Origin of the sequence: Agrobacterium sp. B1(2019), assembly GCF_008274755.1 — a bacterium.
Classification (GTDB): domain Bacteria; phylum Pseudomonadota; class Alphaproteobacteria; order Rhizobiales; family Rhizobiaceae; genus Agrobacterium; species Agrobacterium salinitolerans.
This window is the reverse complement of sequence record NZ_VTPB01000008.1, coordinates 1-20,402: the sequence shown is the minus strand read 5'-3', so window position 1 is coordinate 20,402 and position 20,402 is coordinate 1. Positions and strand designations below refer to the sequence as shown.

The 20,402-nt window shown below is 60.2% G+C and carries 19 protein-coding genes, 1 tRNA gene and 1 pseudogene; 10 read left to right on the top strand and 11 right to left on the bottom strand.

The window, feature by feature from the left end:
• Positions 1–89 precede the first annotated feature (89 nt).
• The 4 genes from AGR1_RS29390 to AGR1_RS29370 all read right to left on the bottom strand — a co-directional run bounded on the left by AGR1_RS29390 (position 90) and on the right by AGR1_RS29370 (position 4,610).
• Complete coding sequence (locus tag AGR1_RS29390) at positions 90–1,082, bottom strand: tyrosine-type recombinase/integrase (protein ID WP_024897186.1); 993 nt, start codon at positions 1,080–1,082, stop codon at positions 90–92.
• The gene (locus AGR1_RS29385; protein WP_149145806.1) at positions 1,079–2,023 is read right to left on the bottom strand and encodes a tyrosine-type recombinase/integrase; all 945 of its coding nucleotides are present in this window, start codon (positions 2,021–2,023) and stop codon (positions 1,079–1,081) included. Before AGR1_RS29385 ends, AGR1_RS29390 begins: the two co-directional genes overlap by 4 nt.
• On the bottom strand, positions 2,020–3,240 hold the full coding sequence (locus AGR1_RS29380) for a site-specific integrase (protein ID WP_024897184.1): 1,221 nt from the start codon (positions 3,238–3,240) through the stop codon (positions 2,020–2,022). The genes AGR1_RS29385 and AGR1_RS29380 overlap by 4 nt, the downstream gene beginning before the upstream one ends.
• A gap of 497 nt (positions 3,241–3,737) precedes the next feature.
• Positions 3,738–4,610: a LysR family transcriptional regulator gene (locus AGR1_RS29370; RefSeq protein WP_061498856.1), complete on the bottom strand. Its 873-nt coding sequence runs from the start codon at positions 4,608–4,610 to the stop codon at positions 3,738–3,740.
• Between the two features lie 160 nt (positions 4,611–4,770).
• Here AGR1_RS29370 and AGR1_RS29365 point away from each other — a divergent pair, with 160 nt between their 5' ends.
• A complete protein-coding gene (locus AGR1_RS29365; protein ID WP_246669790.1) occupies positions 4,771–5,550 on the top strand; it encodes a hypothetical protein in 780 nt (259 codons plus the stop codon).
• A 549-nt stretch (positions 5,551–6,099) separates the two neighbouring features.
• Here AGR1_RS29365 and AGR1_RS29360 read toward each other — a convergent pair.
• Positions 6,100–6,753: pseudogene (locus AGR1_RS29360) on the bottom strand (ArdC-like ssDNA-binding domain-containing protein); the annotation flags it as partial.
• Positions 6,754–6,921: 168 nt separating this feature from the next.
• The gene (locus tag AGR1_RS29355) at positions 6,922–8,343 is read right to left on the bottom strand and encodes an IS1182 family transposase (protein ID WP_097142766.1); all 1,422 of its coding nucleotides are present in this window, start codon (positions 8,341–8,343) and stop codon (positions 6,922–6,924) included.
• A 201-nt stretch (positions 8,344–8,544) separates the two neighbouring features.
• Here AGR1_RS29355 and AGR1_RS29350 point away from each other — a divergent pair, with 201 nt between their 5' ends.
• The 7 genes from AGR1_RS29350 (at position 8,545) to chrA (ending at position 13,799) form a co-directional block, all read left to right on the top strand.
• Positions 8,545–9,291 carry a sulfite exporter TauE/SafE family protein gene (locus AGR1_RS29350; RefSeq protein WP_149149238.1) on the top strand — a complete coding sequence of 249 codons (747 nt, stop codon included), beginning with the start codon at positions 8,545–8,547 and terminating at the stop codon, positions 9,289–9,291.
• 135 nt (positions 9,292–9,426) lie between these two features.
• Positions 9,427–9,798: a helix-turn-helix domain-containing protein gene (locus AGR1_RS29345; protein WP_097142764.1), complete on the top strand. Its 372-nt coding sequence runs from the start codon at positions 9,427–9,429 to the stop codon at positions 9,796–9,798.
• Entirely contained in the window at positions 9,791–10,318 is a 528-nt protein-coding gene (locus AGR1_RS29340) for an arsenate reductase ArsC (protein WP_097142763.1), read from the top strand. Before AGR1_RS29345 ends, AGR1_RS29340 begins: the two co-directional genes overlap by 8 nt.
• Positions 10,319–10,326: 8 nt before the next feature.
• Complete coding sequence (arsC, locus tag AGR1_RS29335; protein ID WP_097142762.1) at positions 10,327–10,752, top strand: arsenate reductase (glutaredoxin); 426 nt, start codon at positions 10,327–10,329, stop codon at positions 10,750–10,752.
• Between the two features lie 9 nt (positions 10,753–10,761).
• Entirely contained in the window at positions 10,762–11,817 is a 1,056-nt protein-coding gene (gene arsB / locus AGR1_RS29330; protein ID WP_097142761.1) for an ACR3 family arsenite efflux transporter, read from the top strand.
• On the top strand, positions 11,817–12,533 hold the full coding sequence (arsH, locus tag AGR1_RS29325; RefSeq protein ID WP_097142760.1) for an arsenical resistance protein ArsH: 717 nt from the start codon (positions 11,817–11,819) through the stop codon (positions 12,531–12,533). Before arsB ends, arsH begins: the two co-directional genes overlap by 1 nt.
• Before the next feature lie 66 nt (positions 12,534–12,599).
• Positions 12,600–13,799, top strand: coding sequence for a chromate efflux transporter (chrA, locus tag AGR1_RS29320; protein WP_149149237.1), 1,200 nt, complete (start codon positions 12,600–12,602; stop codon positions 13,797–13,799).
• A gap of 282 nt (positions 13,800–14,081) precedes the next feature.
• Here chrA and AGR1_RS29315 read toward each other — a convergent pair whose 3' ends face one another.
• The 4 genes from AGR1_RS29315 to AGR1_RS29300 all read right to left on the bottom strand — a co-directional run bounded on the left by AGR1_RS29315 (position 14,082) and on the right by AGR1_RS29300 (position 18,213).
• Positions 14,082–16,076, bottom strand: a complete 1,995-nt coding sequence (locus AGR1_RS29315) for a DUF87 domain-containing protein (protein WP_149149236.1) — start codon at positions 16,074–16,076, stop codon at positions 14,082–14,084.
• Positions 16,077–17,327: an SIR2 family protein gene (locus AGR1_RS29310; RefSeq protein WP_246669789.1), complete on the bottom strand. Its 1,251-nt coding sequence runs from the start codon at positions 17,325–17,327 to the stop codon at positions 16,077–16,079. It lies immediately after the preceding gene.
• Positions 17,328–17,464: 137 nt separating this feature from the next.
• Positions 17,465–17,911 carry a type II toxin-antitoxin system VapC family toxin gene (locus tag AGR1_RS29305; protein ID WP_149149234.1) on the bottom strand — a complete coding sequence of 149 codons (447 nt, stop codon included), beginning with the start codon at positions 17,909–17,911 and terminating at the stop codon, positions 17,465–17,467.
• Positions 17,908–18,213, bottom strand: a complete 306-nt coding sequence (locus AGR1_RS29300; RefSeq protein ID WP_075657396.1) for a hypothetical protein — start codon at positions 18,211–18,213, stop codon at positions 17,908–17,910. The genes AGR1_RS29305 and AGR1_RS29300 overlap by 4 nt, the downstream gene beginning before the upstream one ends.
• A gap of 292 nt (positions 18,214–18,505) precedes the next feature.
• Here AGR1_RS29300 and AGR1_RS29295 point away from each other — a divergent pair, with 292 nt between their 5' ends.
• Entirely contained in the window at positions 18,506–18,697 is a 192-nt protein-coding gene (locus tag AGR1_RS29295) for a hypothetical protein (RefSeq protein ID WP_236774562.1), read from the top strand.
• A gap of 19 nt (positions 18,698–18,716) precedes the next feature.
• Positions 18,717–20,369: a recombinase family protein gene (locus tag AGR1_RS29290; protein WP_149149239.1), complete on the top strand. Its 1,653-nt coding sequence runs from the start codon at positions 18,717–18,719 to the stop codon at positions 20,367–20,369.
• On the opposite strand, the gene AGR1_RS29285 is transcribed toward AGR1_RS29290, so the two are convergent.
• Positions 20,326–20,402: transfer RNA gene (locus AGR1_RS29285), tRNA-Met, on the bottom strand. The genes AGR1_RS29290 and AGR1_RS29285 overlap by 44 nt on opposite strands.

Sequence of the window (20,402 nt, the reverse complement as noted above, 5' to 3'; positions counted from 1 at the left end):
AACCCATTATGCCGTAAGCTGGATTATGCCGCATGGCCGAGTTCGGCGGCCGTTGCGTCTGCTGTCGGCCATGCGGCAGTTCGGCATAATCAGAGCGTTTCGAGGAAAGCGAGCAGCTCATCGCTTGGGCGATAACGCCCGGTATGCGTTTCTGGGCTGGCAACCTGCGCGAGCGCCTTTTCCTTCAGCCGCATGTCGGCGTGGATATAGATCTGGGTTGTTTCCACGGATTCGTGCCCAAGCCATAGAGCGATCACGGATTGGTCGACACCATGATGCAGCAATTCCATCGCCGTGCTGTGCCGCAACGTGTGCGGCGTGACGCGCTTGCCTGCGAGGCTCGGGCAAACTCGTGATGCTGCTAGGCAATGCTTGCGCACCAGGTGTTCCAACGCATCGCGACTGAGCCGCTCGCCCCGGATCGACGGGAACAATGGCCCATCGCTGTTACGGCGTTCGCCTATCCAGCCCTGAATCAGCTTAGCTGTATCGCGACGAAGAGGAGTGCTGCGTTCTTTCCGCCCCTTTCCGATGCAGCGGATGTAGGCGCCAGTCCCAAGAACCACGTCCTTGCAGCGCAGATTGATCAGTTCTGACGCTCGCAATCCGGTCTGAAGCGCAAGCAGCAACAGAGCGTGATCACGGCGTCCCACCCATATCGTTCGATTTGGTGCTGCGAGCAGCGCCGCGATCTCTTGAGCGTCAAGGAACGTCACGCTTCGCTTCACATACCGCTTGTTCGGCATCGAGAGAATACGCTGGCAATGAAGAAGCCAGCTCGGATCGGTCATTGCGACGTAGCGGAAGAATGATCGGATCGCGGCAAGGCGTGTATTGCGGGTGCGCGCCGTGTTGCCGCGCGCCGTTTCCACATGGGTCAGGAAGTCGGCAACGAGATCGGCGTCGAGATCCTCGATCGTGAGCTTCGTCGGCGGCTTCCCGCACCTGGAACTCGCATACCGGATCAGCAACCGGAATGTGTCCCGGTAGCCAGCGACGGTGTGGCGGCTCGCCTCCATTTGCGTAGAGAGCCGGTCGGTGAAGAAGCGTTGGATCAGCGCGGGGAAGTTGGTCGCCTTCATCGGATTCCCGCCTCCGCCGCCACGCCAGTCATTCGGGACGAAGCCAGTTCCAGCAGTTCCGGGACCGCTTCCAGATACCAATAGGTATTGGCAGGGCTTGCATGACCCAGCCATGTCGTGAGCTTGATCATCTCGCGGCTGACATCTTTGCCCGACCGGTACCAGTTCAGCATGGTCCGCACCGCGAAGGTGTGGCGAAGATCGTGAATGCGCGGCCCACGGCCATGTCGAAGATAAAGCTGCGGCTCTCGTAGCCCAATCTGCTGGCACACATGCGCGAAGTTGTAGCGGGCGCTGCAATCGCCAAGACGATGCCCCTCGCAGGTCACGAAGAATGCTCCCGGCCTGCGCCCGAGCAGCCGGTCCCGCTCGCGGCCGTAGCTTTCGAGCCGTTGCACGACGCTATGATCCAGCGGCAGCAATCGCTCCTTGCCGAGTTTGCCCTGCCGGACGTGAAGAATGCCGGATTCAACCTCCAGGTCAGCAGGATCGAGACCGAGAGCTTCGCTGATCCGAAGTCCGGTCACGGCGATCAGCCCGAAGAGCGTCGAGCAGGTCAGGCCACGCAGGCCGTAGACCGATGGTAACGTCCGCGCCTGATCGATGATCGCAACGATTTCAGCTTCGCTATAAATATATGGATGCACGCGTTGAAGGCGGCCAGGCACCAATCCTCGGGGTGGAGCCTCGTGCCTCGGATCAATGCCATGCAACCATTCCGCAAATTGACGGGCCACCCTGAAGCGTGTTGCCCGGGTTCCGGGACTGGCGGATGGCAGGCTCTCGAGCCAGCGCATGACCAGATTGGTGTTCACGTGCTGCGCGCCATCGCGGTCGGCGAAGGTGGCGAAGCGACGGAGTATCCGTGCATCGGTACTCAGATCGGCGCCGAGGACTCTTCTGAGAGTCACGTAGCGGTCAAGTTCGGCAAGGAAGCTCATCGTGCCTCCTCCGCGACGGGCCAAGATTGGGCGATGGAGCGTAGGCCATCCGTGTCGAGTTTCGCGTAGATCATCGTCGTCGCCCGCGACCGATGCCGTAGCAGATCGCCGATTTCCTCAAGCGATGCGCCGGAGCGCACCATATTCGTCGCTAGGCTGTGGCGCAGAACATGCGAGCCCACATAGGGCGTCGGCGGCTTCACGCCCGTCGCCGCGAACGCTTCCTTCAAGATGTCGTTTATGACCTGGCTGTCCTTGAATGGGCGGTTTGGCGCTCGGTGCGTCACGAACAGCGTGCGCGTGGTCGTTGACGTTCGCTCCTGCTGCAAATAGCCGATGATGGCTTCGCCGACGTCGGGCGGGATTGGCAACCGATCATGACGCTGGCCTTTTCCACGGACCAGCAACTCGCCGGCCCGCCAGTCCACGTCATCAAGCTGCATCGCGATGACCTCCGGTGCGCGCAAGCCGAGGCGGGCCATCAGCATCAGCATTGCGTAGTCGCGGGCGCCGCGCCGCGGATTGACCCGTACCGAGGCCAGAACTGCCTCCACCTCATCGGGAGACAGATGACGCGGAAGCCTGGCGCCCCAGGGCTTATGCGTCCTAGGCACGCTGAGCGACAGGTTGGTCGTCGTCAGGCCCTGTGCGAACAGATACTGGAAGAAGCTGCGCAGATGCGTGGCCGGCGTCTTGTCGCGGAACGGGTGCTTGCGCGCGAGCAGGTGCTCCATGAACGCCACGACATCCCGGATGTTCATCGCCGGAAGATCGAGCATATTGTCACCAAAGCGATGATCGAGGAAGCGATCCGCGAACCGCAGCACATGATAAATCGTTCGCGGGCTGAGGCCGCGCTGCTGCAGAAGATAGGTTTCAAAATTGCTCAGCAACTCTGCACGTTCGGCCTGCGCAGGTGTCAACGGTGGCCGTGTCGCCACCCCGATCTCAATCAGATGCGCGACAAACAGCCTGGCAAGATTGGGAACCTTGATCTGGCTTTTTGGTGTGACCGGCAACCGTCGCCCTAGTTCGACGGCAAGTTCTGGCGTCAACGCCGAGGGTGCAATGCCCTCGGTTTCGAGCAATCGCCCGAAGCGGCGAAGCAGGTATCGGTAATTCGCCAGGGTATCGGGTTTGTAGTTCTTTGCAGAAAGACTGTCCTCGAACGACGCGAAGTAGGGATCAAGGGAGGTAGTCTGATCTGATATTTCCATTTCTTGCGCTCCATGTTGTTGGAGCGACAACCTTCACGACAAAGACATATCTTTCGACCATATTTTGCGACAGCTTCCGACCCCATTGTCGCCGTTCGGAGCGCCGCGTTCGGCGCCCGAAACCTGCCGTTCATTCACTTCCACCCGACGGCAAAGTCGGGGCCGTCTGCTGAAGAGGTCATCAGGGAAATCAAGCGGCTCTTCAAGATTGAAAAGAACCCACCCACTGTTACCCGCGCCGAAGGTCGCCTCACGCGGCGCGGTGGCTTCTTGAAGAGTACGGCCTCGTCACCGACGACTATCACCGCACACAATGGGTGTGGTTCGCTGTGACCTTCACCGCAATCTGGCGCAATTTCTCCAGCGCTAAGTGGCGGATTGCGGGCGAGATCTCGAAGAAAAGTAGAACGGACGTTCGAGCGTGATGCCGCGAAAGTCTGGTCTGAGCCCAAAGTGACGAATGCTGCACGATGGGCGAATGTCGATTACCGACCTCACTACGCCAGCGTGCGCGTCATCTCACGGATCAGATCATTTGTCTCTGGTCTCGTCGTTTGGTGCCGATATCGAAGGGCCAAAACAGTTCTTGATATTTCAAGGCCATCGATGGGTTTCGACACCAGGCCCATGTCCGAAGGAATAGCGGTGGCTGGCAGGATCACCGCACCTGACCCTTGCCGAGCAAGTTCAACTAACCAATCCACGCGATTTGACCGATAGGCCGCGTAGAGTTCGTGACCATGATCCGCGCAGGCCCCATGCAAAACATCCCGCATTTCGCAATTTAGGCGGTCAAGCATGTCAGTTTTAGCAAGAGCCGAAAGAGAGATCGCATTTAGTTCAGACAACGGATGCGACTTTGACACCACGACCTTGTAGTCCTCTTCATAGAGATGGTCTATACGATAGAGGTCTTCACTGACCTTCTCTGCGGTGACTACAACGTCAAATTCACCATCTCGTAACCCGGCAAGAAGCTCGGAGGTTGACGCAACGATCAATTCGATTTCGGCTTGCGGCAATCGCGTACGAGTACGCTCCATAGCTGCCGAAATCCTGTTGTGGCCAATCGTTTCGCCGACACCGACAGAGATTGGAACCCGCTCCAAGCGCATATGACGGACCGCCTCTGCCTTAGCCTGTCGCGTCTCATCGTGAACCTTCTGCAACCTTGGCTGCATGAGTTTACCGAGGGACGTAGGCCTGCATCCCGCACGGTCCCTGACAAACAGGTCACCTCCAAGCTCGTCTTCAAGTTTCTTGATCGCAGTCGTCAAGGAAGGTTGGGAGACATTGGAGGCACTGGCTGCGTGGGTGAAGTTTCGGTGCTCGCAGACGGCAAGAAAATACCTGATCTGGTTCATTTCCATCGCCACATTCTCCGTCACATCTCATTTCAGGCCATCAAAACAAGTTCGATAGTCCACGTCTATCAAAGAATAGAATTTCGGAATTGGAGCCCGGCGCACCCAGCATGGGACAAGAGTGCATCGAAACCAAACACGATGCACTTTAAATCAGGAGACGACCATGAAAGCGCAAATCCTTCAGACATTCGCCGCACTGGCTCTGTTCACAACTTCTGCAACTGCACAGGACAACGCAATGGAAAATCATACTGCCAGCTACATCGCCATGCCCGCCGCCGAAGGCCAGACCGGAGCCTTCGCGGAGTTTCTGGCAGGTGCCGCACCTATCGTGCGGGAAACAGAGACGGGAACTGTACTTTGGTTTGCTCTGCAAGCCGACGATATGCTCGCAATCTTTGACATCTTCGCAGATGAAGAAGCACGCGACGCTCACTTCTCAGGAGCGGTTGCTGCGGCTTTGAAGCAAAACGCCGACGCGCTGGTCGACGGAGGATGGGACGACGGTGTTGTCGCGAATATCAACAACTCCGATGTCCTGTCGGTAAAGGCGCCGGTTGATCTCTACACGGCAACGACCGCAACTTACATCAAGCTCGAAGCTGCTCCAGGTAAAGGCCCCGAATTGGCAGCCTTGCTGACCGCCGCCGGCCCCATCGTCGCAGAAACTGAACCCAAGACATTGTTCTGGGCGGCGCTGCAGATTGACGGGAACAACTTCGCCATCTTCGACATCTTTGCCGACAACTCTGGCCGCGAAGCGCACTTTGCCGGACAAGTCGCCGGACTCCTGAATGAAAAGGCTTCAGAATTGATCTCAGGTGGATGGGACGACGGTGTCGTGGCAAACGTCCACAATTTCGAAATCCTCGCTACCAAGTCATCTCGAGGTGACTTGAGAAAGAAGTGCCCGGTGCAATCCATCGGGCGCTTTGCTGTTTGAATTTAGATTCACGCCAAAGCGGCCGTGCCGGAACTGGCAAGCGAAGCTCGCACTCGCCTCCGGCTTGGAAAGGGCGGCTATCGGCGGGAACATGTCCGCGCCTTCGCCCAACACGCCGAGATCGCGGACGCCGCGATCTACATCGAGGGCAGCAAAAAACACCCTATTGAGGACGCCGGTAGCCACCAAAGGAGGAAAGTCGGCGGGAATCGGCGTTCCCGGTTTTTACCAAAGTGGCGGACCGGGTGGGATTCGAACATATACGCCGAAGTAATCGGCTTGCGCTTGGCTACGCCGTGAGCAATGTCGGCTTTCGGGACGCCGCAAGCGGCAGTCGAACGGCCGGAAAGGGGGCGCATTGCGGTCAAAGTACAGTAGCCTGCTGAACGGCCGCTTTCCCGGCTTGGGCGCCCAGAAGCGGTCGGGCAGCTTGCCACCCCATACTCGCCTTCTTCAAAGCGCTCTGATTATGCCGAACTGCCGCATGGCCGACAGCAGACGCAGCAGCCGCCGAACTCGGCCATGCGGCATAATCCAGCTTACGGCATAATGACCGAGTTCGTGCAGAGCCGTCCGGTGCCAGTTGATCGGCTCGAAATACGCCTGGGGCGGAGGGACCATCACATAGTCCTGGGACGGGACGTAGAACGCCCTGTTGCCGCCAGTGCGGAAATCGACGCCGGTCGCCTTGATGAGCGCCTCGACCCTCGGCTCTATCAGGTCGGGCGGTGGCGGCGGCGCGACGGTGGCGATGTCGTCGGGCAGCCCGTCGCATTGCGCGACGTTGAAGACTGTGAAGCGTTTCAGGAACGGGATGGCATGCGCTTCCTCGCCGGTCTCGCGGGCGCGGCGCTTCTCGTCTCCCGGCGTAAAGCGGTCGGCATAGACGACCGTGGTGCCGTGCTCGCCCTTGCGGACATGGCCGCCGAGCGAAAGCGCCTGCCGGAATGTGAGCCAGCCCTGGCAGGGAAAGCCGTGCTCGATGACAGCGCCCCAAAGGATGAGCACGTTGATGCCGCTGTAGCTGCGAGAGGTAGCGGCGTTTTTCGGCAGGCCGAGCGGCGCCTTGGCGACCGATGTGCCCCAGGGCTGCACCCACGGCACGCGACCAGCCTCCAGTTCGGCGATGATTTTGGTGGTGATTTCGTCATAGAGGTTCGTCCGGTCCGAGCCGGTGCGAACATTGCGATCATGTCTGGACATCGCGGTTCTCCGCGACGGGCGCCGGAAGACTCTCCTCCGGCTATCTACCCGTCACGGCAAATCCGACCCGCACTCTCACTCTAAAGGGGCGTTGCGGGGCAGGCTGTGCAGAAACTCGGCGACAATTCAGTGCGGGCGCGATGACGCGAGCTGAATCGAGCGGGGCTCTTAGCCCCGCGACATCAGCGCCCCGGTCCCGAAGGCGTTCGAAGCGCGGATGATGTTGAATGCCAGGACCGAGAGGGCAGCTTCGGCTTTCACCCGCCGCAAACCGCGGGTCAGGAAGCGGCCTCCGCCAGACATTCGCTTGATGGTGCCGAAGGGATGCTCCACCGTGCAGCGCCGGATCGTCATGAGATCAGGGTTCTCGTGAAGCCGACGCTCCATCCGATCGAGCGCGCCCTGATCCACGAGCCTGTGAATGGTGCGCTGATTTCCTGGCGTACACTGCGGCTTGATGTGGCAAGTCTGGCACGCGGGCGTTCTGTAACGGATCGCCCGATTTCGGGTATGCTTGCCCTTGGGATACATGGTTTCACCAGCAGGGCAGCGGATCGTGTCGGTCTGCTCGTCATGGACGAATTGCACGGGGCGGAAGTATTGCGCGCTCATGGCCCCGCGCTTGATCGGCGCTGCCACGCGGACACCGTCCTGTTCGCAACGCGCGACTTCCTGCGCGTTCGAGTAGCCCCCGTCCGCCAGCACTTCTAGCTGGTCAACGTCGAGCACTTCTTTTGCCGCTATCGCCATTGGATGCAGCAGCTGGCTGTCGTTGGCTTCGTTGGCGACATCGTTGTGAATGATCAGGCCGCTTTCGATATCGACGACACTCTGGAGATTATAGGCTGGGAACTTCGGAGCCCGGCCATATCCCATTGGTCGTGCATCCGGTTCTCCGAAGACCACGACGTTGGTATCATGCTCAGCAAGTTCGGCCTGCCGCTTTTCCAAGCGCTGCTTACGGCGTTCGAGTGACGCGATCGCGCTGGCAAACGCCGCGCGATTGACCGTCTGATCGCGCGCGCCCGCCGAGTGTTGATCTGCTATGTTGAGGCGGTCGAGATAGTAGGCGATTTCTGTTTCGGTATGAGCAATGTCGCGTGCCAGACGATCCGCTCCTGCAATATTCTTCGCGCTGGCAACCGCCCGCATCTTTGTTCCGTCCAGCGCCACCTTGCCAGGAGTGATCAAGCCGTTCTCGCGACAGAAACTGATGAATGCGGCCCCCGTGCGGATGATCGCTTCGGGGTTATCGTGCCGGAACGCCGCAATGGTCCGATAGTCCGGGGTCATGCGCCGCATCAGCCAGATGGCCTCCAGATCGCGCTGGCAGGCGCGCTCCAATTGGCGCGATGAACGCAACTGGTTCAGGTAGCCCCAGATGTAGAGCCGCAGCATGTCGCCGGGGTGATAGCCGGGTCGCCCCGTCGCGGCGGAGACAGTGCGCTCAAAGCCGAGCGCCGTGAGATCGAGCGTTTCGACGAAGGCATCTACGACTCGGACGAGAGATTCCTGCGACACGTAATCTTCAACATAGGCGGGCAGCAGTAACGGCTGGCTGCGATCATATCCCTCAATAAAACGTCCCATTTTGCCCCCGTCCAGCAAGTAATGGAGTATAGCATCCGCGGGCGAATAACCCCAGTAAATGCTTGGCAATACATGCAATTTCTACTGTGGCAAGCTTCAGAACATATTGCTCGCATCAGTCTGGTGATAGACAAGGAGGCTTCGGGGAACGCGCGCGCTGCCGCACGCTCGGGATGCCGACCATGATGAGGTTCAGGCAAGGTGGAATTGGATGCGCTCTGGCTCGCGGCAGCCTTCTTCCTCATCGCGCTGATCTATGCATCGGTCGGTCAGGCCGGGGCATCCGGCTACATCGCGATCATGGCACTGCTCGGCTTTGCGCCGCTGGCCATGAAGACGACCGCGCTCGCTCTCAATTTTTTGGTTGCGGCAATCGGGACAGCCATGTTCCTGAAGTCTGGAAGGCTGTCATGGCGAAGCGTATGGCCTTTTGCGATCCTTGGCTTCCCATTCTCTCTGCTCGGCGGCGCTGTCCAGCTACCGGCGGATATCTATTACCCGGTCGTCGGGGTGGTTCTCGTCCTTTCGGCCGCTCAGATGGCGAGGACGGCCCTTCGTAGATCTGGAGTATCTGCGGACCTGCCAACCGATCCGCCGTTCATACCGGCGCTGGCCACGGGTGCGATCATCGGCTTCATATCCGGCACGACAGGGACCGGAGGGGGTGTATTTCTTGCGCCGGTGATCCTCGCGATGAACTGGGGAACAGCGCGCCAGACTGCCGCGACAACCGCCGTCTATAACCTGATGAACTCGGCGGCCGCACTGCTCGGAGCCTATGCCTGGTGGGATCAGATTCCGAGTGCGCTACCCGGCTGGCTGATCGCCGTCGCTGTTGGCGGCTCGCTCGGGGCCTTCATCGGCAGCCGTTACCTGCCCGAACTATGGCTGCGCATTATTCTGGCTGTAATCCTTTTTGCCTCAGGGGTAAGGCTGCTGTTCGGGTGACAGCCAGTTTGCCTGTCGCGACCGAGTTTCAGTGATGTCCCCGCCGTCGCGCAATTATCGCGGTTACCCGACGAGGCGGAAACTACGGACCATTGCCACCTAGACTTAAACCCATATGTCGATTAGTCTCGACATATGGAATCAGATAACGCCATCCTCGCTTTCGCCGCGCTCGCGCAACCGACCCGCCTCGACGTGTTCCGTCTGCTGATGGAGCATGAGCCGGATGGGTTGCCCGCAGGTGAGATCGCCCGCAGGTTGGATGTCCCCCACAATACCATGTCGACGCATCTGGCGACGCTGACGCGCGCCGGCCTGATCGAGCCGGAGCGGCACAGTCGGTCGATCATCTACCGGGCAAGGCTCGATGCCGTGCGCGCGCTCGCCAGCTTTCTAGTCAAGGATTGCTGCGGCGGCCGACCCGAGATCTGCGCGCCGCTGATCGCTGATTTTTCCCCTTGCTGCCCACCGCAAACCCTCGCCGCCAAGGAGGCTGCCCATGACTGACCGCATCTTCAACGTTCTGTTCCTCTGCACCGGCAACTCGGCGCGCTCGATCCTCGCAGAAAGCATCCTGAACAAGGATGGCGAAGGCCGCTTTCGCGCCTTCTCTGCCGGGTCGCAGCCGAAGGGCGCGGTCAATCCCTTCGCGCTGAAGGTATTGCGGAGCTTCGACTATCCTTCTGAAGATTTCCGCTCGAAGGGTTGGGAGGAGTTTGCCGGCCCTGGCGCGCCTGTCATGGATTTCGTTTTCACTGTCTGCGACAACGCCGCCGGCGAAGCCTGCCCGGTTTGGCCAGGTCAGCCGATGACCGCCCATTGGGGGATCGAAGACCCTGCTGCCGTCGATGGGCCAGATATCCAGAAGGAAGCCGCTTTCGTTGCAGCCTTCCGCTACATGAAGAACCGCCTCTCGGCGTTCACGTCCCTGCCGGTCGCCAGTCTCGACAAGGCGTCGCTGAGCACGAAGCTGACCGAGATCGGCCAGTCTGATGGCGCGTCGTCTCCACGCAACAGCGCAGCGTGAGGCCGGCCATGGACGTCATCATCTATCACAACCCGGATTGTGGCACCTCGCGCAACACGCTGGCGATGATCCGCAATGCGGGCGTCGAGCCGCATGTCATCGAATATCTGAAGACACCGCCGTCGCGCGAGATGCTGACCCGACTTATTGCGCGCATGGGCATATCGGTGCGGGAACTGCTGCGCGAGAAGGGCACTCCATATGCGGAACTGGGCCTTGGCGACCCGGCTTTGAGTGACGCGCAATTGCTCGACGCGATGATGGCGCATCCCATCCTGATCAACCGGCCCATCGTCGTTAGCCCGAAGGGCGTGAGGCTCTGCCGGCCGTCCGAGGAAGTGCTCGACCTGTTGCCCCCGCAGCGCGGCGAGTTCGTCAAGGAAGACGGCGAGCGAGTGATCGACGAACACGGCCAGCGTGTCGCAACGGCCTGAGGGAATTCCATGTCTACCTTCGAACGCTCCCTCACCCTCTGGGTCGCGCTGTGCATCGTGGTCGGCATCGCGCTCGGCCATTTTCTGCCGGGTGCATTTCATGCCATCGCGGCAATGGAAATTGCCAAGGTCAACATGCCGGTGGCGGTGCTGATCTGGCTGATGGTCATCCCCATGCTGCTCAAGATCGACTTCGCCGCACTGGGCGAGGTCGGCCGCCACTGGCGCGGCGTCGGCGTGACACTGTTCATCAACTGGGCAGTAAAACCGTTCTCGATGGCGCTGCTGGGATGGTTGTTCATCGGCTGGCTGTTCCGGCCCTATCTGCCGGCGGATCAGATCGACAGCTATATCGCCGGCCTCATCATCCTCGCCGCAGCACCTTGCACGGCCATGGTGTTCGTCTGGTCGAACCTGACCAAGGGCGAGCCGCATTTCACCTTGAGCCAGGTCGCCCTCAACGACGCCATCATGGTTGTCGCCTTCGCGCCTATTGTCGGGCTGTTGCTGGGCCTGTCGGCCATCACGGTGCCATGGGGCACGCTGGTTCTGTCGGTCGTGCTCTATATCGTCATTCCCGTCATTATCGCGCAGATCATCCGTCGCCGGATGCTGGCCAGTGGCGGGCAGGCAGCTCTTGACCGACTTCTTGCAAAGCTCGGCCCGGCCTCCCTCGTTGCCCTGCTGGCGACGCTGGTTCTGCTGTTCGGCTTTCAGGGCGAGCAGATCATCGCGCAGCCGGCAATCATTGGCCTGCTCGCTGTGCCGATCCTGATTCAGGTCTATTTCAACTCCGGGCTTGCCTATCTGCTCAACCGGATGGCCGGCGAGCAGCATTGCGTGGCCGGCCCCTCGGCGCTGATCGGTGCGTCGAATTTCTTCGAGCTGGCGGTTGCTGCGGCCATCAGCCTGTTCGGCTTCCACTCAGGCGCGGCCCTCGCCACGGTCGTCGGGGTGCTGATTGAAGTGCCGGTGATGCTCTCGGTCGTCTGGATCGTGAACCGCTCCAAAGGCTGGTATGAGCGCGGCGGCAAAGTTTCAAAGCTGGCGGAAGCACAGCGCTGATGCCGCACGATCTTCCCAATCTTTATGCCGGCTGCGTTGATACTCCCAGCCTTGGTCGGCTGCGCGTAGCCGCCCCGTCTACCCATCCGCCGCGTATCCTGCTGCTTTACGGCTCGCTCCGTGAGCGATCCTACAGCCGCTTGCTGACATTCGAGGCCGAGCGTCTGCTCAAACACTTCGGGGCAGAAACGCGCATCTTCGATCCGTCCGGCCTACCGCTGCCGGATGGGGCTGACGTCAATCATTCCAAGGTGCAGGAGCTTCGCGAACTCTCGCTCTGGTCGGAAGGTCAGGTCTGGACCAGCCCGGAGCGTCACGGTGCGATGAGTGCGGTGATGAAGGCGCAGATCGACTGGATTCCCCTTTCGGTCGGAGCGGTAAGGCCGACGCAGGGCCGGACACTCGCCGTCATGCAGGTCTCAGGCGGCTCGCAGAGCTTCAACGCCGTCAACCAGATGCGGGTGCTCGGCCGCTGGATGCGGATGGTGACGATCCCCAACCAGTCGTCCGTCGCCAAAGCATATCAGGAGTTCGATGAAGCAGGCCGGATGAGACCATCGTCATATTATGATCGAGTGGTCGACGTTATGGAAGAGTTGGTGAAGTTCACGCTGCTAACGCGCGATATCTCACCCTACCTGACCGACCGCTATTCCGAACGCAAGGAGAGTGGCGAGGCCCTTATGAAGCGGGTCAATCTGACGGCTGCAACCTGAGAATCTATCCTGCGCCGATCACACGTCACCGCTCGCAACAATGCCCGAACCAACGAGGTCTCATGAATGGATCAAAGCCACCAGCAGTCAAAGGCCAGCGTCGCCGAAGTTTTCCGCGTTTTCCTGAAGCTGGGGCTCACCTCATTCGGTGGACCGATCGCGCATCTGGGCTATTTCCGGGACGAGCTGGTGACGCGGCGAAAATGGCTGAGCGAAAGCGCCTATGCCGATCTGGTGGCGCTATGCCAGTTCCTGCCCGGTCCGGCCTCAAGCCAGGTTGGCTTTGCGCTTGGTTTGACGCGAGCGGGATGGCTCGGCGCGCTTGCGGCTTTCCTCGCCTTCACACTTCCATCGGCTCTGGTCCTTCTCGCGCTCGCCATGACGGCTACGCGGCTGGAAAGCCCGCTTGCGCTCGGCGTCCTGCATGGTCTGAAGATCGTGGCCGTCGCCATTGTGGCGCAAGCTGTGTGGGGCATGGCGAAGAACCTCTGCCCCGATAAGGAGCGCGCTACGATCGCGGTCGTTGCCGTGCTTCTGCTTGCCTGGGCGCCGGGCGCCATTGGAATGATGACCGCCATACTCCTTGGCGCAATCGCCGGGCTGGTTCTCATCAATGGACAGGTCGCGGTCGGCGACCATCTGCCGGTCCCGGTTTCACGGACAGCCGGACTGACGGCCTTTGCGCTGTTCGCTGCCTTGCTGATCGGTCTCCCGCTCGTCGCCGGACAGGCGCAGGGATGGGCGCTGGCCGATAGCTTCTACCGCGCCGGCTCGTTGGTTTTCGGCGGCGGGCATGTGGTGCTGCCGCTTTTGCAGGCCGAAACCGTCACGCCGGGATGGGTGTCGGATGACGCCTTTCTCGCGGGCTATGGCGCGGCGCAGGCAGTGCCGGGGCCACTGTTCACATTCGCGGCCTGGCTCGGGGCGGTCATGGGACCGCAGCCGAACGGCGTAGCCGGTGCCGCAATCACTCTTGCCGCACTTTTCCTGCCGGGCTTCCTGATCCTGATCGGGGCGCTGCCCTTCTGGGATCAGTTGCGCCGCACGACATGGGCGCAGTCGGCCATGCAGGGCGCCAATGCTGCGGTCGTCGGCATTCTCGGCGCGGCCCTCTATACGCCGGTCTTCACCAGCGCGATCGGAGGCATGCCGGATTTCGCACTGGCCTTGATTTGTTTCGTGGCGCTGATCGCCTGGAAAGCTCCGCCATGGGTTGTCGTATTGTTGGCGGCCGTGGGCGGAGTTGCCCTTGGCTTGGTGACGTAAGGCGGTTTCGAAAAACTATCGGGCTCACTCTGTCAAACCCGAGGTGGCACGATGCTGAATTGTGTCGCGCCGCGCCACCGCTAGCGGGCGAGATCCAAGCCCAGCGACATCAGAGCGAGTTTCTGCACAGCCTGGGGGTCTCCCCGCAGAAGGGGGTGTGCCGGCGACTGCGGCGCCGGCCAGGGGGAAGGCTTTCCCTCCCCAAATGCCGAGGAGATCATCGTCTAAGGGTGCTGCCACGGCTGCCCGCTCGCCCACTGGATTACCCGAGGAAATGTGCGGTCAGATGCCCCACGCATCAATCACGGTATCGAGGGGAAATGGCGTGCTACTCTTTGACCATTCATGGAACGGAGCGGCAGTCTGGCTGTACGGACCCGGATCAGGCCGGTCGAACTGTACGCGTGTCGGGATATGGAAGGCACTACCGAAAACAATCGCCTCACCGGAGGCTAGGATAGTCACCTGATCCAACAGTCGCCGCGCTTGCATGGGGATGATCCGGCGGAAATGGTCGATATCGTCGGGGTTCTGAAGCCGGTGGCTGATGAAGTTCGCGCATTGGCTGATGATGGTCTGGCTGATCTCGCTCGGCCGCTGGCTGGCGATGATAAGCGAAAGACCGAATTTACGCCCCTCCTTGGCGATCCGTTCATAAGTAAGACGCGCAAGGCGATGTCCCCGATCCTCATCGGATCTGGCTGGACGAGCATAATTGTGGGCTTCCTCGAGCACCAAAACCCAGGGATTCCTGTAGCGCGAAGCCGCCGGCAGGCGCTCACGCGCTTCCAGCAACACACGGCCGATTATCGCACAGGCGTAGGGCAGAACCTCGTTGCTGAGCATGGAGAGATCGAGAACTGAAACCTTTGGTCCCATTGCCGCACCAAGCCCGAAGCGCCGGAACCAGCCTGACAGATTCTCGATTTTCGTACCGGTATCCTCGTAGTTTAGAAAGGCCCGCCAACGCTTGTCATCCAAACGAGTCTTGAGGCGCAATTTTAGTGTGGTGAGATGGGCGTCGACGCGAAAGCTATCCTCCTTCGATACCGCGCGGTTGATAAGGGAGGGATCGGTCAGCGTAGCTCGACTAATTGGCAACGGAGAGTCGGCCGTCCGCACTCCGGCTTCTGCCGTCGCGTTTCCACCCACAATCTTACCTCTGATGGCGTCCTTGAGCTTTTCCGCCTCTGCCGCAATTGCAGCTTGGTTGTTCATGACCTCGGTGTTGTAGTCGTTGACGAGCCGATGGTTCTCGAACAACACCTCGAAGGCTGCAGTATCGATGTCGGTATCTGCTAGATGGCCTGTCACGGCATCACAATGCGAACCTGCTGCCTTTTTCTTGATCTTGGTCAGTTCGCTGAGAAGTTGATCGAGTGCACTCATGGCGTTTTGGAGCGCGTTCATACTGACAGCGGCGGCGGCATCGCCGCCCTTGGCGATCGCCCACCAATCCTTCAGCACAGGCTCTTGTGTCTGCTCCGCCGCACTGAGCCAGGCACAGATCTCTTCGGCATTCATGAACCAGAGAGGGAGACCGAACTCCCTGCCGTTCAGATAGATTCGGTCCGGCAAACGCGCGGCTGTTGCAACTGTCGGAAAGGCTTTGCCGTACTCCCCGTTGATATCGAGGATGAAGACATGCGGCTCCTCGGCCGCGCCATCGAGGGCCTTCATGGCTTTCTGTATCAGGCTCGATACGGAGAATGACTTGCCGGACCCAGTGTTGCCTACGATAGCTAAAGGCCGCGAAAACAGGTCATTGTAGGAAGCGCGCACGACGTTGCGGGCCTGACCAGTCGGAAACCCTATTCTCAGGTCACAGTCGAAGTCCTTATCGTCGTAGTCTTCCGGCTTATTGCGGCGGGGAGGAATCTCGAAGACCGCCCGTAATATGTCGGGTGAGCCGATCTCGGCCGGCGTATCGAGCGTCGGCAGAACGGAAATGCCTGGGCTGAAGGAGGGTTCATCATCCGCATGCTCGATGGTGCCCAGCAATTGTACGCTGGCGACGCGGCGCGGCTTCATCAGTTCGAGACTGAGATCATCGCCGCTGTTCGGATCGAAGGTCTCGCGGGCCTCCAGATCGGTGATGATGCCGATGACGGTCTCCCTCGCCCCGAGCGAGAAGGTCAGGTAAGCATTGATCGCGATCGCGACCTGAACGCCATCCAGAGTGGCACGTAACGCCGAACGGGTTTCGGGGAGCAACTCTACCTTGACCCGAAAACCCTGGACCGAAACGATATGGCCGACAAGCCGGGGATTATCCATCTAAGCCCCCACACCGGCGTTTGGATCGGTTGGCGTTTCAGAGGAGGCAATCTGTTTCTCGAAACGCCGCAGCCGCAGGAAGTCGTCGAGCCATTGCACGTCGGGCATCACCGAGGTCGCAAAGTCGTCAAACGTCGCAAATGTGAAAGGCGCGGCGGCGAAAGCATCTGTCGTGGGGCAGAGAACGAAGGCGCGTTTGCCGAGATCCTTGTAGCGTCGGATGCGTTCGATGACCGGACTTTCTGGATTGGGTTCGATTACCAACATCACCAGCGAAGGATTCATCAAGGCATTCTCGATGATCCGGCTGACATGCTCATCCCCGAACCCATAACCGAGGACGAGCAAGAAGGTTTGGGGAATGCCGAGTCGGACCTGGAACGACCGGAACAGATGCGCGTAGGGCATGGTCAGCGTCTGCGCGAACTTGTTGGCGGTGGGCAGGATGCCTACCGAGGGCGTTTTGTCAGCCAGTGGCACGAGTGCCGCCGCCTTGTCCGCCGGACTCTTCGCTGCATAGGACTGGAAAGGCGTCAGGTCGGGATGACGGGCGCGCATTTCATCGCCTTGCTCGAACCAGTGGATCGAGCCGTGCAGCTTGTAGAAATGCAGAAACTTGTCGAAACGGCGGACACGGCCTTCCGCCACCTCGCCGGGATAATAGATGTCGAGCCCATAGACGGACGGATCGAAGCGCGCCGCCGCGCGCCCCGTGAACCCATCGAAGTACTGGACGCCCAGAAGTTCCAGCGCCTGTTCGAATAGGGTGTCGTAGTTCAAGGTGAAAAGATGGGTTCGCCCGAGATTGCTGTCGCGGGCAACCAGTTTTGAGAGAAACGCCAATTGGGGTGCGATCCCCTTTGCCGAAGTCGCGGACGTGGTGTCTGGCAGTGATAGCGCACATTCCGCGAAGATGGCGATCCGCAGGCGGCGAACGAACCAACCCAAATCGGCGGTATTTGGGGCCGGCGTTTCTGGCCAAGTGACAGCAGAAAACGGTGCGCCTGCAGATTCGGCGACGACCAAGGCATTGGCGACGAAGGACAGCCATGCCTCAAAACCGATTGCAGCACCGAGAATGTCCGCAAACGCCACTGCATTCTTCCGCGATTCTATGATGGGCGCGATCGAGGGCGGGAGGTCGGGCAGCGCTTCAATGGTTGCGAGAACGTCCTTCTCCAGGTTGGCCATGGTCTTGCCGCCTGCCGAGACCGAGGTGCCCGATCCCGTCAGGACGACGAGATTCTCCATACGCAGCCATTCCGAGATCAACGCCTGTAGACGAATGCGCCCTTGCTTCTGATCAAGCCCGGAAAGCAGATCACCAACGCCGCCGCCCTCCGTAAGGCCAATGAGCTGGTATTCTATCGGCACAGGTGCCGCTGTTGTCATGTCTCCTCCCCCTCTGCTCCACGGCGCAAGGGGTTGACGATCTGAAGCCCCCTGAAATCCTTTTCGTTATCTGTGACGACTACGCAGTCGTGTGCTCCCGCGATCGCGGCGATAATCATATCGAGCCCGCTTCGTGGACGACCTGCCGCCTTCCCTTCCGCCATCAATCGTGCCCAGATGAGGGCAGCTTTTTCATCGAACGAGAGAATGCGACCGGCAAACAGTTCCTGTGGCCCTTCCGGTCCCGAAAACCAGGCATCGAGCGCATCGCGCTTTTTCCCACGCGGCTTTTCCAATATGCCACGTCGGATCTCAGCGATGGTCAACGTAGTGACGAAAAGATCCTCGTCCTGCTGCGCGGTCATCCAATCCAGAAGGGTTTCGGATGGCTGCGGTTTGACGATGTTGCTAATGATGTTGGTGTCGAGAAGATAACGCGTCACAGATCGACCCGGCGCCCTTCTTCGCGTGGACGCGACAGATCGAGATCCGCGCCGACAAGGGGGGAACGGCGAAGGGCAGACAGGATGCCACCGGATTTTGGCGGCTCACCTGCAACAAGGGCCGCCTTGACCGCAGCCCGCGCCTTTTCCGCTTCCGGCCCCTCCTCCGCCAGTTGGCGAGCAAGCGACCGGATTAGCTCGCGGTCGGATTCAAGTGCTAAGACCTCGAAGCGCTTGAAGCCACGCTGCGTCAAGCGTGCCCGGTAATTTTCGATCGCTCTCTTTTGTGCCGCATTGCTCATGACGGGCCTCCGTGCTATATCCTGACATATAGCCGATATTGGCCTTGCAAACAAGGGATGTCAGCGATGCCTTGGGCCGCCCACCGCAGTGAGGTAATGCAGAAGAATACTGCGCATTTGCGCCAGTATTTTCCATATGCTGCGGCACGAGGGAATACGCCAGACTTCACCGAAGCCGCCGAGAACAGGCTTTCTGCCGCCCAATATACGCGTGTTATATCAATTGCTTACACTGATATTTGGGTGAATGCTTGGATGTATGACCTCACGATCAATCCAAGCGTCGGCGAAGATGACAAGGAACGAGCGCGAAGCGCTGCTCGAATCCCTGCTCATCGACGAGCCGGAACTGACCTTTACTCCAAGGGGCGATCCCGACCCGCGGCTTTTGCGTCTGGTCGACTTTCTGGCGCGGCAGGCGGCACGGGAATGTTACGCGGAAGAAGTCAAGATGACGAGGCGACGGGGGAAGCGCACCTCCTGATGCCGAAAGGAGAGGTGCATTGAAGGTCGCGATCTACGCCCGCTACTCGTCCGATAATCAACGCGACGCATCGATCGCCGACCAGTTTCGTCTTTGCCGCCTGCACGCCGAGAAGCAGGGCTGGCAGATCGTGGAGGAATATTCCGACCACGCGATCTCCGGCTCGTCTTTACTGCGCCCGGGCATTCAGGCCCTGATCTCCGACGCCACGCGCGGGCGTTTCGACCTGATCCTGGCTGAGGCGATGGATCGGCTGTCGCGCGATCAGGAGGACATAGCGGGCCTCTTCAAGCGCATGTCTTATTCCGACGTGAAAATGTTCACCCTCTCCGAGGGTGAAGTCTCGCATCTGCATGTCGGGCTCAAGGGCACGATGAACGCGCTGTTCCTGAAGGATCTGGCCGACAAGACCCGGCGCGGACAACGCGGCCGGGTCGAGGCGGGCAAGTCGGGCGGCGGCAATTCCTACGGCTATGACGTGGTGAAGAAGCTGGACGCTAACGGCGAACCGATCCGTGGCGATCGTACGATCAACGAAGCTCAAGCCGAGGTCGTGCGCCGCATCTTCCGCGACTATGCCGCCGGAAAGTCGGCCAAGACCATCGCCTTTGCCCTGAACAGGGACGGCATCGCTGCTCCTTCCGGCGGCGATTGGGGTTTCAGCACCATCAATGGCAATCCGAAGCGTGGCAACGGCATCCTCAACAACGAGATGTATGTCGGCAAGATCGTCTGGAACCGCCAGCGTTTCGTCAAAGACCCCGATACCGGCAAGCGACAAGCCCGCCCCAACCCGGAATCGGAATGGGTCATTCAGGAAGCGCCGGAACTGCGCATCCTCAATGACGATCTCTGGAACGCCGTGAAGGCGAGGCAGGGCGAGAACCGCACCGAGCGCGACGAAAGCGGCGTCGCTGACGTCCGAACGATGAACTATCGCCGCCGGCCCAAATATCTGTTCTCGGGCCTGACCAAATGCGCCTGCTGCGGCGGCGGCTATTCCGCGATCTCGGCGACCCTGATCGGCTGCTCGACGGCCCGCAACAAGGGCACCTGCTCCAACCGGGTGAACATCCGCCGAGACGAGCTGGAGACGCGCGTGCTGAACGCGCTGCGCACCAAGCTCGTCGATCCCGCCATGTTTGCCCGCTTCTGCGAGGTGTTCACGCAGGAGATGAACCGCCTGCGCATGGAAGGCCGCGCCGGCATCGCCTCGGCCGAGGCTGAGATCGAAAAGACCGACCGTGAACTGGCGAAGCTGTTGACCGCCATTAAGGCTGGCGGGCCGATCGAGGCCATAGTGGAGGATATGAAACAGCTGGAAGCTCGGAAAGCGGAACTGAAGGCGTTTCTGGACGAAGCCGAGGAGCCACCTCCCCTTTTGCATCCCTCGATGGCGTTGCAATATCGCAAGCGGGTCCAGCAGCTCTACGAAGCCTTGCAGCACGAGGAAGAAGAGAAGCGGGTCGAGGCGGCGGACATTCTGCGCACGCTGGTCGAGACCATCATCCTGACGCCTGTTGACGGCAAGGTTGAGATCGACGTCCGTGGCGATCTCGCCGGCATCCTGACGATTGCCACACAAACGAAAAACCCCGCCGGTGGGCGGGGTGGATCGCAAGTAAAGATGGTTGCGGGGGCAGGATTTGAACCTGCGGCCTTCAGGTTATGAGCCTGACGAGCTACCGGGCTGCTCCACCCCGCG

What these genes read in the sequence shown, in the direction of transcription:
- AGR1_RS29340 (WP_097142763.1), top strand. Translation starts at nt 9,791, where the DNA reads ATGACTGACCGCATCTTCAACGTTCTGTTCCTCTGCACCGGCAACTCG.
- AGR1_RS29345 (WP_097142764.1), top strand. Translation starts at nt 9,427, where the DNA reads ATGGAATCAGATAACGCCATCCTCGCTTTCGCCGCGCTCGCGCAACCG.
- AGR1_RS29300 (WP_075657396.1), bottom strand. Translation starts at nt 18,213, where the DNA reads ATGAGCAATGCGGCACAAAAGAGAGCGATCGAAAATTACCGGGCACGC.
- AGR1_RS29365 (WP_246669790.1), top strand. Translation starts at nt 4,771, where the DNA reads ATGAAAGCGCAAATCCTTCAGACATTCGCCGCACTGGCTCTGTTCACA.
- arsH (WP_097142760.1), top strand. Translation starts at nt 11,817, where the DNA reads ATGCCGCACGATCTTCCCAATCTTTATGCCGGCTGCGTTGATACTCCC.
- arsC (WP_097142762.1), top strand. Translation starts at nt 10,327, where the DNA reads ATGGACGTCATCATCTATCACAACCCGGATTGTGGCACCTCGCGCAAC.
- AGR1_RS29385 (WP_149145806.1), bottom strand. Translation starts at nt 2,023, where the DNA reads ATGAGCTTCCTTGCCGAACTTGACCGCTACGTGACTCTCAGAAGAGTC.
- AGR1_RS29380 (WP_024897184.1), bottom strand. Translation starts at nt 3,240, where the DNA reads ATGGAAATATCAGATCAGACTACCTCCCTTGATCCCTACTTCGCGTCG.
- AGR1_RS29390 (WP_024897186.1), bottom strand. Translation starts at nt 1,082, where the DNA reads ATGAAGGCGACCAACTTCCCCGCGCTGATCCAACGCTTCTTCACCGAC.
- chrA (WP_149149237.1), top strand. Translation starts at nt 12,600, where the DNA reads ATGGATCAAAGCCACCAGCAGTCAAAGGCCAGCGTCGCCGAAGTTTTC.
- AGR1_RS29370 (WP_061498856.1), bottom strand. Translation starts at nt 4,610, where the DNA reads ATGGAAATGAACCAGATCAGGTATTTTCTTGCCGTCTGCGAGCACCGA.
- AGR1_RS29355 (WP_097142766.1), bottom strand. Translation starts at nt 8,343, where the DNA reads ATGGGACGTTTTATTGAGGGATATGATCGCAGCCAGCCGTTACTGCTG.
- AGR1_RS29310 (WP_246669789.1), bottom strand. Translation starts at nt 17,327, where the DNA reads ATGGAGAATCTCGTCGTCCTGACGGGATCGGGCACCTCGGTCTCGGCA.
- AGR1_RS29295 (WP_236774562.1), top strand. Translation starts at nt 18,506, where the DNA reads ATGACAAGGAACGAGCGCGAAGCGCTGCTCGAATCCCTGCTCATCGAC.
- AGR1_RS29315 (WP_149149236.1), bottom strand. Translation starts at nt 16,076, where the DNA reads ATGGATAATCCCCGGCTTGTCGGCCATATCGTTTCGGTCCAGGGTTTT.
- arsB (WP_097142761.1), top strand. Translation starts at nt 10,762, where the DNA reads ATGTCTACCTTCGAACGCTCCCTCACCCTCTGGGTCGCGCTGTGCATC.